General features: G+C 57.4%; 15 protein-coding genes and 2 tRNA genes. 8 read left to right on the top strand and 9 right to left on the bottom strand.

The annotated features are described in order from the left end of the window. Positions 1-217 precede the first annotated feature (217 nt). On the top strand, positions 218-1,012 hold the full coding sequence (locus tag AC6I6L_RS10065) for a hypothetical protein (protein WP_497917624.1): 795 nt from the start codon (positions 218-220) through the stop codon (positions 1,010-1,012). An 828-nt stretch (positions 1,013-1,840) separates the two neighbouring features. Here the strand turns inward: AC6I6L_RS10065 and AC6I6L_RS10060 are convergent. Beyond that, entirely contained in the window at positions 1,841-2,101 is a 261-nt protein-coding gene (locus AC6I6L_RS10060; RefSeq protein WP_497917623.1) for a DUF7386 family protein, read from the bottom strand. Between the two features lie 244 nt (positions 2,102-2,345). Next, a complete protein-coding gene (locus AC6I6L_RS10055; protein WP_497917622.1) occupies positions 2,346-2,528 on the bottom strand; it encodes a DUF8053 family protein in 183 nt (60 codons plus the stop codon). Positions 2,529-2,621: 93 nt separating this feature from the next. On the opposite strand from AC6I6L_RS10055, the gene AC6I6L_RS10050 reads away from it, so the two are divergent. The 6 genes from AC6I6L_RS10050 to AC6I6L_RS10025 all read left to right on the top strand — a co-directional run bounded on the left by AC6I6L_RS10050 (position 2,622) and on the right by AC6I6L_RS10025 (position 8,040). After that, positions 2,622-3,053, top strand: coding sequence for a DUF8023 family protein (locus AC6I6L_RS10050; protein ID WP_497917621.1), 432 nt, complete (start codon positions 2,622-2,624; stop codon positions 3,051-3,053). 117 nt (positions 3,054-3,170) lie between these two features. Next, positions 3,171-4,832, top strand: a complete 1,662-nt coding sequence (locus AC6I6L_RS10045; RefSeq protein WP_497917620.1) for an Env/VP5 family phage fusion protein — start codon at positions 3,171-3,173, stop codon at positions 4,830-4,832. Between the two features lie 5 nt (positions 4,833-4,837). Further along, complete coding sequence (locus AC6I6L_RS10040; protein WP_497917619.1) at positions 4,838-5,443, top strand: DUF8063 family protein; 606 nt, start codon at positions 4,838-4,840, stop codon at positions 5,441-5,443. Then, complete coding sequence (locus tag AC6I6L_RS10035) at positions 5,440-6,249, top strand: hypothetical protein (protein ID WP_497917618.1); 810 nt, start codon at positions 5,440-5,442, stop codon at positions 6,247-6,249. Before AC6I6L_RS10040 ends, AC6I6L_RS10035 begins: the two co-directional genes overlap by 4 nt. Continuing rightward, a complete protein-coding gene (locus tag AC6I6L_RS10030; RefSeq protein ID WP_497917617.1) occupies positions 6,246-7,427 on the top strand; it encodes a hypothetical protein in 1,182 nt (393 codons plus the stop codon). Before AC6I6L_RS10035 ends, AC6I6L_RS10030 begins: the two co-directional genes overlap by 4 nt. A gap of 229 nt (positions 7,428-7,656) precedes the next feature. Beyond that, positions 7,657-8,040, top strand: a complete 384-nt coding sequence (locus AC6I6L_RS10025; protein WP_497917616.1) for a PD-(D/E)XK family putative nuclease — start codon at positions 7,657-7,659, stop codon at positions 8,038-8,040. Between the two features lie 38 nt (positions 8,041-8,078). On the opposite strand, the gene AC6I6L_RS10020 is transcribed toward AC6I6L_RS10025, so the two are convergent. From AC6I6L_RS10020 to AC6I6L_RS10005, 4 genes are all read right to left on the bottom strand, one after another. Then, positions 8,079-8,858, bottom strand: a complete 780-nt coding sequence (locus AC6I6L_RS10020) for a hypothetical protein (RefSeq protein WP_497917615.1) — start codon at positions 8,856-8,858, stop codon at positions 8,079-8,081. 185 nt (positions 8,859-9,043) lie between these two features. Beyond that, positions 9,044-9,523, bottom strand: a complete 480-nt coding sequence (locus tag AC6I6L_RS10015; RefSeq protein WP_497917614.1) for a hypothetical protein — start codon at positions 9,521-9,523, stop codon at positions 9,044-9,046. A gap of 318 nt (positions 9,524-9,841) precedes the next feature. After that, positions 9,842-11,461, bottom strand: coding sequence for a DUF7845 domain-containing protein (locus AC6I6L_RS10010; protein ID WP_497917613.1), 1,620 nt, complete (start codon positions 11,459-11,461; stop codon positions 9,842-9,844). After that, positions 11,461-11,979, bottom strand: a complete 519-nt coding sequence (locus AC6I6L_RS10005) for a DUF488 family protein, N3 subclade (protein ID WP_497917612.1) — start codon at positions 11,977-11,979, stop codon at positions 11,461-11,463. The genes AC6I6L_RS10010 and AC6I6L_RS10005 overlap by 1 nt, the downstream gene beginning before the upstream one ends. 127 nt (positions 11,980-12,106) lie before the next feature. Here AC6I6L_RS10005 and AC6I6L_RS10000 point away from each other — a divergent pair. Then, positions 12,107-12,181: transfer RNA gene (locus AC6I6L_RS10000), tRNA-Arg, on the top strand. A 27-nt stretch (positions 12,182-12,208) separates the two neighbouring features. On the opposite strand, the gene AC6I6L_RS09995 is transcribed toward AC6I6L_RS10000, so the two are convergent. The 3 genes from AC6I6L_RS09995 to AC6I6L_RS09985 all read right to left on the bottom strand — a co-directional run bounded on the left by AC6I6L_RS09995 (position 12,209) and on the right by AC6I6L_RS09985 (position 13,319). Continuing rightward, positions 12,209-12,730, bottom strand: a complete 522-nt coding sequence (locus AC6I6L_RS09995; RefSeq protein ID WP_497917611.1) for a PD-(D/E)XK family putative nuclease — start codon at positions 12,728-12,730, stop codon at positions 12,209-12,211. A gap of 112 nt (positions 12,731-12,842) precedes the next feature. Continuing rightward, on the bottom strand, positions 12,843-13,079 hold the full coding sequence (locus AC6I6L_RS09990) for a DUF7563 family protein (protein WP_497917610.1): 237 nt from the start codon (positions 13,077-13,079) through the stop codon (positions 12,843-12,845). Positions 13,080-13,247: 168 nt separating this feature from the next. After that, positions 13,248-13,319 (bottom strand) — tRNA-Ala (locus AC6I6L_RS09985). Positions 13,320-13,321 lie beyond the last annotated feature (2 nt).

Genomic DNA, 13,321 nt, shown 5'->3' with positions numbered 1-13,321 from the left:
CTTTTCGCCGCGAATCGGTGTGATAGCAACAAGCCGGCCAGGTGCATATATAGGTAGGGGATCGTGACCCTCTCTCAAGTTGATGAGTGTTTCAGATGTGATAATCAGGCAAGAATAGAACGGTTACAGCACCCCCTTGAAGCCGCGCCGTCTGTCGATTTCAGATCCGCGTGACCGTGGCAATAACTGTTATGGCCCCCCAGTTTGACCACGGGATATGAGCCGCGACGATACTCTCGTCACCGAGCGCGACCTCGCGCGCACCTTCGACGGGGGGAGTTACGCCGACGCCTGGGATGCCGTCGAACAGTATCGAGACGCGATCGAGTACGCCCACCAAAATAACTGCAAGTCCGCCGCGACGGCCTCGGCGCTCGACCTCCCGCGGGGTCGACTGCGAACGTGGATCGACGACGGTGGGGCACCGGACGCGGTACGGGCGATCGAAGCCGCCCGCGACTACGGATGGCTCGACATCGAGTTCGGTGACCGGGAGTTTACGGCACTGAACGCGCTCGTCGCGAACGCCTTCTCGGGCGGGTCGATCAGCGGACACGACTATCGCCCATCGTTTGCGATCAACCACCGCGGTGCCGACGCCCATATTTTCGACGCGCTCGAGCTGGCCGGCGTCGAGTATCGCACGGTCTCCGATCGATCGGGCCGAGCCGACGAAGTACGACCCACTACCCACCCCACAGTTCTGGGACGGGTTCTTGCCGTCCTGGGGTCTCCGATCGGACCGAAGGCCGACCAGCGACTCACGCTACCTGCGTACCTCGACGACGCACCGACGGGCGTCCGCGAGACCTTCGTCTATGCCTATCTGGAAAACCGAGCGACCGAACACGAACAGAAAGCGACGCTCACGATTCAGGAACAGCGCAACCGTGCGTATCTCGAGTCGCTTGCGGAACTCATCGAGGACGTTGCGGGCGATCGCGTCGAATTTGGCGAACAGTACATTACGATTAGCGCCGACGCCGCCCGGAACCTCGGAACCGTTCGGTAGAATACCTCGATTCGAGCTGCTGTTAGCGCCCAGGGGTGTCATAGAACGGTTCGCATACTTTTTCCGCGAATACTCAGCGAACGACAAGTACAGGCTGTCGCCATAGCGTTCGTCGCATGAGAATGACCGTACAATAGGATCGTCGTAATATCCCGCAGTCATGGTTATTGCCACACATGATGTAACGGACAGTGAGGAATCGAAATGAAAACAAAACATGCGATGAAGATGGTCGCGGTACTCTCAATCGTCACGATAGTGCTGTTCGTCGGGACAGTTGGGATGGTTAGCGCCGACCAAGTTAGACTCTGCGAAAAGGACTCTTATGGATCACCGACTAATTCGGACGATAGAGGTGACAACGCTATCGACCAAGGGTGGAACTCTAACGATGGGGGAACAGTCGTTGGTGATGGCCCCGATAAGAAGTCTGGGCCAAACTCGGTGAGTCAGGGCGAGAACAGCGTGCAGAAATCAGGTAACGCCAATGACGGTGGTACGACAACTTCCGACTGCAGTCCCGCCTCAAACTGAATGGATAAATCGCGGTTGCATGGTTGCTATTCGCCCCCGTTTTTTGTGAGGATATAGTAAAAATAACAACATATGGATGTGCTGGGATGACTCCGGAGAGCGTACTGGAACTACCATGTTACTAAATCGTCCACTGCCGTGCCAGCAATGAATCTATAAGTTCGAACCTCACTCCCAACTGAGAAACACAGACGAATATTCCACCGTCTGTAGAGTACGCACGTGTAGTGAACGGATAGTTCAGTTCAGATAGAGAGAAAGGAACGCCATGAGAACCGTTCTACGACGCTCTTGTTAGCGCCACTTGCTTTCGATCGACGTTCGATACCGGATCCCAAGAACGGACGTGTTCGCGATCGCCTGAATTGTCTCGGGATCGAACTCGTCGCGGGCGTCGTCGATATTCTTCTCGGATTCGACCAGGTGCGTGAGTGCCGCATCGAGCACGACCGACATCGGCGGGTCGTCGTACTCGTCCTGGGCGACGATCGCGCTGGCGCGGTCGAGCTTTCGTTGCCGTTCGTCGGTGAGTTTCAGACTGGTTCGCTTGGTCATACTTGAACAGGTGTATGCACGGGGGGTTGATTCGCGTCGCTCGCGGGTGAGCGATCGGTCTGTTCTTTATATGGGTGGGTCCGACCGTCGCGGCGATCGGGCCGGGGGCCGGGGCGATCGGGTTCGATTTGATGCACCTGTTCGGCCCATTGCCCACGGCGGGGTGCATACATCGAGGACTTCGAATACATCTGAGCGCAACCCCAGGGGGTCGGATTCGAGAACCGGGTTTCGCGGTCTCTGGTCACAGATCGATCCCGTCCATAAGCTCGAGCGTCCATTCGCCCTCGTCGACGTGGCGGATGTGAATGTAGTTCTCGCCGTCGATCTGTCCGTTTTCGTCGAGCAATTCCTCAATGCGGAGGTCGTCTTTCGGGAGCGTTACCCCGGCAGATCCGCCGACTTCTTGCAGTTTCCGAATCGCCATGGTAGCCGGGCATCCCGTTACCTATTATACTTAATGACTACCCAAATACCTGAGAGTTTAGCGGGGACGGATTGAGCGATCAGCCGTTGCATTATGGCAACGAGAACAACTTTCGGCAGTTACGGACCGAGCGGAGAAAACGAAATCGACCTCGTGGACGTGGCGGGGCTTATGCTCCTGCCCGTCTTCGCGAGCATGATCTTCGGCGTGTTCAGTCTCTCTATCGAGGTCTTCGGAAACTACGACTTCACGCAACCGATCTGGACCGTTGGCGGGGCCGACATCTCGGTCGCGCTCCTGGTCGCGCTCGGTTCGATCCTCTGGATTCTGGGGACGAACGTGATGAACGACGAGACCGAGCACGAAGGCTACGAGCTGGGAGCGATCGCGGTTGCGATCGCGCTGCCGGCGGCCGTGGTGTTCATCCCGGCCGTCGAGGCGCTAGTCTTCTGGCACGATCTGACGCAGCTGATGGCGCTCGTGTACGTCTCGGGTGCGACCGTCTGGATCAGCTTCACGGGGTGATCTGGATGCAACAGACTGGGATCAACGACCCGCTGATTCGGGCGGCACTGATCGCCATGCCCGCTCTGGGGTGCGTGCTGACCGTCGTGTTCATCGCGGCCGGCGGAGGGTTCTAAGATGTCGGCAGAAAGCCCACAGCCCACGCCCACGGCCCACGATGTGACAGTCGGCCGCACGCTTGGCCGTCGGGAAATGCTGGCTGCTTCGGCAGCTGGTATCGTAGCGATCGGCGCGACAGGGACCGTCTCGGCGCAAGAAGACGAGGACGAGGACCACTGGCTTGAACAGGGGTTGAGCAACTTAGCCGAGTTCGGCAAAGAAGTCGGTCACTTCGGCTATATGTTCGCTACTGGTCGGGCTGGTGAGTACGTACTCGGAGACGATCGTGATTACAGCAACTACGTCGGTGCCGACAGGCTACACTACGAGATCGCCTACGGTGCGCTCCAAATGGAGACGGCCGACGAAACGACCATGACCTCGCTCTCGAACGAGATCGAGTTCAGCGCGAACGTCGCGCTTCCCAAAGGGAAAAGTGCGGTCATTGAAGGCCTGAACGCCGAGGACGACCAAAGTATGGTCCAAACGGCGATGGAGGACGCCGTTAACGGGTACTACGACGGAATCGAGGAGAACATCATAAACCACTACAAGGCACAAGTAGCGCAGCTATTCCACATGTCCGATCAAGTGCTGACGCACAACGAGCAGGACATTCAATCGGTGTTCGATGCGTACACCGACCAGTGGGGTAGCGGTGACCCGGATGCGTCTAACGGGTCCGATTCGTACGCCTACGAGCTGATCACTGGCGAGGATATCGGCTTCTCTGGCGGTGTCGAATACATCGAATACGATCTTCCCGGTGGGGGTTCTGTTGCTGATGTCCCTGTCGTACGGGCTACGAACTTCGACGCTTCGCTGGCTCCGCATACGTCGCTCTCTGACGTGGCTTCTTACACCCGATACCGCGTCACGAACCCGCCGACGATCGACGACGAAGACGACGATCGCGAGGAAATAACGCAAGAGGTTGACTTTCTCGACTGTCAGCGATTCGGGGACGCAGTCGATGCCGTTCGCGACGAGCGCAACAGGGTTCTAGATAACCTCACGACGTTCGTTCAGGACGTGTTCGATGCCTACCAACCCGGTGAAATCGACGCGTCGCAGTTCGTCGATCCGATCACGGCGTACGCTGAGATGAACGCTGACTACGACGAAACAGGCTACTACGGCTACGCCGGTGCTGCACTCTCGACGTCAGGTGTCCCGATGTCCGACGGGCAGGTGACGGTCGAATTGCTCGAGGACGGGACTATTGTCGATGCACAGGTCTATGCGACAGACTGGCCGGAGACGGGCTTCTCCGTGGGTGATACGATCGATCCCAGCGCTGAGGATGGGACGATCTATCTTGCTGCGAACATCGTAACCGAAGGCGAAGACGGAGAACCAGTTGAAGAATCGGACCTGTTCGCAGTTGATCAAGAATTCGAGATACTTGAGGCGGTCGACGCTGACGGTACGGAAACCGATTCAGTAGAGGGTGGCTCTCGGAACTATCAGACCAGCGATGTAGACGCACTGATTGATGAAATGGACCAGTTGAACGACCTCATGGCCGAAATGCAGGAGGATGCACAAGAACACGACAGCGGCGGCGGAGGCGGATTCACGTGGCCGGACCTGTTCGGTGATAGCGGGTACGGTGGCCCGTTCATCGGGGCGGTTGCTGTCCTGCTTGCCATCGTCGGAATCGGTCAAGTAACGAACTAACACCCATGCACAGGATTTTTCGCGTACTGACGGCGGTAGCCCTGCTTGCAGCGTTGGGCATGGGCATGGGCGGTATGGGCGTCTCGGCACAGGAGAACGTGACCGAGAACGCGACCGAGGATGCGATCGAGAATACCAGCGACGAGCTGGGCGACGAGGGGAACGTCACCGGGGCCGACACACTCGAGAATCAGCAGGTAATCCGATTCAACGATTACACGCGGATAGTTGGCTGGGAGTTTACCAACGGTGAGGGAATCGTCGCGATCGCGTCGGACAGGCGGGCCGGTGTGACCGTTTCGGACGCGCTCGCTGGGATCGGTGAGGACGGAGCGACGCAGGTCCCGCAGACAAACCAATTTCTCGAACGGGATGAAGTGACGAGAGTTCGAATGGATGTCACCGAATTCCGGGGCGGAAGCGCCGTCTCAGTCGAAGTGGACGGCATGACCGTTCGCCTCTCGACGGAGATGGACGGCGAGGACAACCCGTTGCAGTACTTCGGCGGTGAGGAAGGGCTGTTCTTCGGGATGCTCTTATCGATCGTTCTCTCGGGTGCAGCAGCCGGATTCGTCCTCTACAGAGAAGAAAGCGGAGTGATCAAAGCATGACCCTTAGCACGACGTTCGGGAACTGGAAGGACAGACTCACCTACCTGCTGGCAGAGGCGCAGATACTCGCCCTGGGGATCTTTCTGTCACTGGGCGCGATGCTGGTGATCTACCGGCCGTCGTTGCCCGGCATTCCCCCGATCGCCGTCGGGATGCTGGCGGCGACCTTGCTGTTCGGGCCGGCGCTGTTCGGCTTCTTCGTGTGGCTAATCAAGAAACTCCGGCAGCGACACATGGTCGCGGTACACCACATCAACGGCGTCACAGACGCCCGAGAAAAGTACTACGTCGAACCGTCCGTGTGGGACGAAAAGACCGTCGAGGGGCCATCTCCGTACTCGGTCAACGACGGGGACGCGTTCGAGGTACGCGAGTTTGCACACCACGACGACACGGACACGCTCGTCGTTCGCGGCTGTTACTTCTCACAGATGGCCGACTCGAAACTCGTCACGACGAAAGCCATGTTCGAGGACGTACACGGCGATCTCGTCGAGGCGTTCCTCGAGTACAACCGACTCCGCGGACGGATCAGCAAGATGGGCTTGCAGATCCAGTCCGACGTGATCAACGAGGAAGCCGAGGCCGACGAACGCGGACTCATGAACCCGCGCACGGCCGTGAAAGAACGCTTCGAGTCGGCCAAGCAGGACGCCGAGGACCGCGATATTGACGAGATCAAAGACATCACCGCGTACGTCGACGACTACGCCGATGAGCACGGTATCGACACCACCGGCGGACCACCGCAAACCCAAGCACAGGCGGCGGAACAGGCCGCAACTGACGGGGGTGTCGATCGATGAGCGACGAACAGGACAACTTCACGGTCGGCGGCTTTCGCGAGTACCAGAGCAACAACCTGGCACGCGATCCCGACGAAGTGCTCGAGCACTCCGGGTTCGTTCGAGACGAACAAGTCGATCGCCAACTCTCCATGCGGGCGGTCCACCATGATCCCGATCGGTGGAACACGAAGGCGTCAGCGACGTACATGGACGTCGGGAAGAACCGCGACATCCTCCGCGCCGAAGGGGCGACGACGGCGCGGCAGGCGCTCGAGAACGGCGACACGCTCACGCTGAAACACTATATCGGTGACCCGGCGCAAGAGGCGGACCTATCCGGTATCAAGGCGATCACGCGCTTACGGGAGATCGTCGCCGGACCCGCGCCGGTGATCGTAATCCTCGGTGAGATGGGTGCCGGGAAAACGAACCTCGCGTGCCTGATTGCGCAGCTGCGCGATCGGTGGGTCGACGGCAATCTGAAAGTCGCGTCGAACATCCGCACGCTCCCGCGGAACGACGACTGGGTTCGTGACGACGGCAGCGTCGAGGACGGCTGGATACCGAACTACCCGCTACTTGCCGAGTGGGTCGAGAAGGACGGTGATCCGGTCGAGAACGCCCAACAGCCGAAGCTCTTCATCGGTGACGAGTTCTCGACGAACGCCAGCGGAACCGGTGAGGACGGCCAGAAAGTCCGCAAACTGATGGGGCCGCTGGTGTTCAAGATCCGCAAGTACAACGGCGCGTTGATCTATATCGGTCACGACGAGAGTTCGATTCACCCACTTCTCTGGCGCGTCGGCACGATCCTGAAAAAGCCCGATCGGAACAACCAGGGCAAGGCGATCAAGGCCGAGCGCATCTCCGGCGGGAAGCTGCAGGACATCGACCCGCGGCCGTTCACGGGCATTCCGCCTGCCGACTGGGAGCCTCATACGAACGACGAAGCCGACTGGAGTTGGACAGCTCCAAGCGACGATACCGATCCAACCGAGGCGATCTCCGAACAAGAGGTGAAACAGGTCGCAATGTGGACCATCAAAACCTGCGTAGACGAGGGAATGTCGCCGTATAAGGCTTCACAGTACGTTCCGTATTCCGACCAGACGGTCTATAACTGGTTGGAAGATTACGAGTCTGGCGACTCTGAAAAGCGCGAATGGGTTGAAACGGTGGATCGTGTAATCGCATGACTGCGCTACGATTCCAACATTCCAAATCCAACCAACCCCCCTTTAGTAACGCCCATAGCCCACCGCTCGCTCCCTTCGGGAGCGAAGCGAGCCGTGGGCGGTCCCTCGCTCGAGCAGCGGAGTCGTATATATATCGGCGCGCGGGGCGCACGTGTTGCATACGAAATTTGACATTTTTAGAGAGCGATTTCGAAAAAACGCGCCGCGCGCGTAACGGTGGTCGATCGGGGTGAATCGATCGAAGCGAGCGAATCACTTCGGGACGGCCTGCGAAAAGCGGATGGCCAAGAAGCGTCGATTCACGCTCGAGCGGGCGAGCTGGCACGACGCGAGGTTTCAGAACGGAACACCCGTCGAAATCAAATCGACGATGATCGAACACAGCAACGGTCAGCCGGGCAATTTCAAAGTCTACCGCGAGTACCACGAAAAACTCCGGCGAGCGAACGGCTGGTACTGTTTCGTGGTCTACCGTCCACATGGGCGATCGGGTTGTACGATCCTGCAGGACAGGATGGTCAAGGCGTCGAGTCTTCCGCTACTCCGCTGGCACGGTGGCGGCGATCACCGCGGGACCGAACAGGCGAAGATCGCAATTGAGGAATTGTTTTGAGTACGATCCTCTGAGGCAGTACCAGAAAAATAGTAGAATTAATCTTTTTCAAAGAAATTAGCTTTCACCTCGCCAAAAAGATAAGCAATACCCAATTCAGTCATTTCATACTGACCATTTGAATATTTCACAACCATGTCATGGTCGGCTAATTCATCAAGCCGTTCTTTTACTCTGTCCTGACTGGCAAACGCTTTTTTTATTGATTCTAAAAAGGACTCTGTATGAATTTGCCAACAGTAGTACGATACCAAAAGCGGTGTCACTGGGTATTTCTTGTTAAATAAAACACTCAAAATCATTGCATCAGCTGTTTTCATCCACTTTGCAGGTCTATCTGGTTTTGGATAGCTTCTGTCACCTAATTTCAGGTTGTAGCCAAACTTGGTATCATTTTCAAGAATATATGCGGATGTGAACATATCTGAGACAACGAAAGTTTGCAAGAGCCAAGCAAACAAAACAAAATATAGAAACACCAGTGTGAGATCCGGATTAGAAGATAACTTGGGAAACATAAACACAGAGATCATTACAGAGATAAGCCAAGATACAATTCCAACGGTTGAAATTGACAGTAATATCAATGTCCTTGGCTTACGGACTAAGTGGGAATAACCCTCGATATTCAAAAATAAATCAAAATGATTGTCGGGATAAATATATGCAGGACCCTTACCAAATAGGCTAACAAGATATCGCTGTCTTACTGTTCTTTGCGCTAATGGATTTTCTTCCGGCCCATTAGGACCATGGATTGACCGTATGCCTGTAGTGAACACTGTGGCTCCAAGCAACGATAGTAAACTAATCGTCATATATAACCAAGATAGCAAATCTATTGCTATATAGAAACATAATATGACTGGCAAGAAGAAACCTGCTGAATAAAGGTTCGTCAATCCAACGTTGTCAAATCTCACTGTTCATCTAAATTGATCATCCGATATAATAAAAACTGTAGCCACAACTCCGGGTTTGTCCAACTACAGAATTATTCAAATCACACCAAATATCCAATTGTTTGTAAACCGAATGAGAAGGCCAATAGAATAAATCCAACTGCGCGGACTGCAGCCTGATAATTATTGATTCGCCGTCTGATTTCCGACCGGGCGACTCGGTAATCTACCTCTTTTCCCAGTTCTTTTCCTAACGGCACCTGTGATTCTTCATTTTGCTTATCAGTGAATAAGAATATTGTTTCAAAACCATATCGTGACATTGTATGATTGCCGACTCGATACCCCCACGAATTACTTAATATACTTGTGTTATAGATTTCTTCTATAAGGATACCAACTTCTTTATATCCTATTTCGTTTTCAGTTAATCCGTTTGCCTCCATCTTATACAGTCCTTCTCTAACCCGCTCCGACCACAAAATTAGTCGCAAACGTGGTGTATCAGGTAGTGCTATTACTACTGCACCAACTACACTAAAAAGTCCACTAAATAGGATCAATCCCCCTCCTATAGACATAGTTCTGACTTCTAAGAGATGTGGAATAAATGTATTGAAGAATGGGAGTACAACCACCATTTCGAGTGCATCAACTGGAGATTTTCTGCGGAGACGGGGCGGGGCGTTGTAATTTTTTGCCTCTGTCCCCTTGGGGACACCCGCCAAGGGGGCGTTCGCGCGCAGCGCGAAACGACCCCGCAGCGGTGCAGTGCGATCGCGGTGGCGACCCCGGCCTCTAGCCACCGACTACAACCAGAGTTACACAGTCACCGCTATAGAACAATCTTACTTGCTGAAATAAAGGACGAAAACAGCGTTGCCACTACCGAGGCTGGTTCAGCGATCGGCCATCGGGCCGACGAATCCGGTCTCGGTGGCGCCACCGGGCGTCTTCCAGGTCATCCGTGACCCGCGAAGAACCGACGGATCGTTACCCGATTTCGACCACTTCTCGAGGGCTTCCGCGGCGATCGTGCCGACGGTCTCGAAGCTACTCGACTTCAGGTCGGACAGGATCGTGTCGACCCGCACGCGTTCCGGATCGCCGTTCTCGTCGAACTGGACGTCGGCACCGTTCTCGGCAAGCCACTCCTGGAAGGGAGAGAGTTCGGCAACGTGATCGGCCAGCCCCATCACGTGCTGGATGCGATCGGCAAAGCTCTCGATCGCGTACTCGGCGCTTTCGACGAGCGCACGGAGTTCCTCACGATACTTTCGGACCCGGAACGACACGTCGCCCTGGTCGAGCTGAAGAATCTCGTCGAGGTCTTCGATCGCGCGGTAGATCGTCGCGGGGTGCTTGCCGAGCTGGTCGGCAAGTTCCTCGACGGTCGCACCGCCGTCGGTCGCGACGGTCTCGGTCACGTCGCGGGCGGTCTCGCCCATGTCTCGAAGCGTGGTCATCAACAGGTGGTCCGTCTTCGCCTCGAGCCGCGGCGTCGGGTCTTCGTACAGCTCGACGTTCTCGTCTCGCGCCACCGCGTCGAAGTGATCGTCTGCGACGTAGACACCGCTTCCGTCGGGACCGAGCGGGATGTCTTCCCAGTGCAGCGCGTTCAAAAGCGTCTCCTCGATCTCCGCGGTCAGCTCGTGTCGATCAGCCCATGCCCATGCCTGACCGCCGTTCATCTTCTTGTTTACCAGCACCTCGACCTTCGGGTGGTAGGAGGGGTGGTCCTTCGACACCGCGTCGGGATCGGCCAACTGGTAGATCTCGAACTTGCGGCCGTAGGTGTGACCCGGCAGCAGTTCGGTCACCGACGACGGCTCGAGAAGGAGCCGGTTCTGGTGGTTCATCACCTCGGTGTTATCGATGTGCAACTCGGCTTTGGCTCCCTCTAGATCGGATAGATAGAGCGCGACCTTCTGCAGCACACCGGCCGACGAGAGTTTGCGTGCCCATTCGCGAGTGATTCGGACGTACCGCTCGTACGCCCACATCCGGCTCGCCGGGTGCGGATCGTCTCGAAAGTACTCCGAATAGATGTGTTCGTTCGCCTCGTCGAACACGGCCGCGAAGAACTCCGGCAGCAGCTCGAGGCCACGCTCGGCTTCGATGTTACTCGTATGGAACTCGACGTCGACGCCGTCGACCTCGCCTACCTGATTCTCCCAGGGGAGCTGAATCCGATCGCCGGTCTCCCAGTGGCGCATATTCGGGAACCGTGGGGAGATATTGTAGGACGCTTTTCGCTCGCCGCGACCGCGACCTTTGATATCCCACTCGTACAGCCGTTCTGCGTCGATTCCGTCCGACAGCCGCGGCGCGAACCCCGACTTGCTGTAGCTCACCTCCAGGTGCCAGGGTTCGCCGTCAACCTCGACGTCCAGTTCGAGATATCCCTCGAACGGTGGGCCGAGCATCACCGACGAGAGCGCGTCGTACGGGCCGCGACCCCAGTCAGGCCACTTCCACCGGCCTTCGATTTCGTGCGGCGTCGTCTCGACTTGCGCCATTACGCGCCTCCCGCCTCTGCGAAGTCGGTCAGCGTCGCGTCCGGATCGTCGGCCTCGTCGTCACCGTCGTCGATCGGGATAGTCGACGGGTCCGGGTGGTGAACGATCTCGACGTCTTCCAGGTCGTCGACGATCGCGTTCGCGAGCAACCGTCGGTGGCACCAGCGGGCGTCTTTCTCCCAACAGACCAGCCACAGATCACGCTTCCGAGCGCGATCGGTCAGCTCGTCGAGTACGGTCTGTGGGCCGGGTCGCTGCAGGTACTCGAGATACCGGCGTTCGTACTGAACCGAGTTCCACGCGATCGCGGCGGGGTTGGCCTCGCCGTTCTTTTCGGCGGCCGACTCGACGGTCTTGTAGGCGTCGAGAAGGTCGTCGGGCGGCGCAACCGCCGGGATGTTCCGATCGGTGATCCGTTCGACGAAATCCTTCGGATAGCGAACGACGCCGTAGACCGCCGCGCCGTCGAACGGGTCGTAGCTCGGAAGCCGCCCGAAGTATGTCGTGTGGACGATCACCGCTGACCACCGTCCTTGTGGTCGGTTTCCGAATCTAGTTGTCTCGGGCCTTGAATCTCCGAATCATGCTGACACGCAGGTGCGCGCAGTGAACACATGACTTTGTCCGGCCGTAGAGTAAGACTGCCGGTCGGTAGCTCAGACTGGACAGAGCGCCTGGCGTCGAACCGGGTAGCCGGAGGTTCGAATCCTCCCCGGCCAGTACCGCCCAAAGAGTATTCTCCGGTCGTCACAGCCGATCACCCACGGTTACCGCGGGATCGACGGTCGTCGGGTCGATCACGTGCGACCAGGCGAGTTTCGCGACCTCCCGTTCGGATCGATCGCCGCCGACCTCGTACCACCGACCGGCCAGGAGTTCGTCGAGGATCGACGCGGGCACGATCGCGCGGGCGACCTGTGGTAGCCCCGGCCGGGGGAGGTAGACCACAATCAGGTACATCCCGGCGGCATTGAGCAATTGTTCGTGGGCCGCCCGCTTGACGTAGATTCGACCGTGGGTCGTTCCGTCGCCGTTGCTCGTCTCGAGCTGGCAGCCTTTGATCTCGACCGGGATGTCCGGCTCGAGCAACACGATGCTGTAGAACGGCAGCGATCGGTGGGCTTCCAAAATCTCGGTGGTTCGAGCGTCGTGCCAGGTGGCCGTCCGGTCACCGACGTACTCGAGCGCGTGAACCGCCTGGATGACCTCGGCTTCGATCGCATCACCGCTGGCCTTCGGACTCTCGAGTTCGGACGTACGCGAACTCATAGCGGCCCCTCGCGTGCGTCGCGAACCTCTCGCGTGCAATCTGAGCAAAGGCGTCGAAGCACGTCGACGCGATCGCCACAGCGTTCACACTCGTCGGATTCGACGAGACGGGTCACGCTGATTCACCACCGTGACGGCCGACGCTCGTCTCCGGGTCAGGAATCTCGACGTTTTTTCCAGCAGCGGACCCGCGGCTCAGTCGTCGGTAGCTATCGCACTCCGAACAGCGGTGGGCGCGGTCCCGATCGTCACCGAAGACCCGGCCGAACTGATCGGTGACATGTGAGTCACAATTGAGACAGGTGGATTCAGTGACATATGGCCGAAGCGTGGTACTCACGCCGACCACCCCCGGTTTCCTTCGCTGGAATCGGCAGCAAGCGCGGACGTGGATTCGATACTGTTCGTCCTTCGATTTTCAACAGGGGTTTGTACGCACGCCTTACTGCTGGATAATTCCGAATCAGTCGCTACACGTGCGACTAACGGGACAATTCGAGACGTGACAAGAATCGAATGGACTCGCGGGGATTTGAACCCCGGGCCTCTTCCTTGCGAAGGAAGCGATCTACCGCTGATCTACGAGCCCGC

The organism is Halosolutus sp. DAT137 (assembly GCF_059736405.1).
The sequence above is the reverse complement of the archived record's forward strand: the minus strand, read 5'-3'. Positions and strand labels throughout refer to the sequence as shown.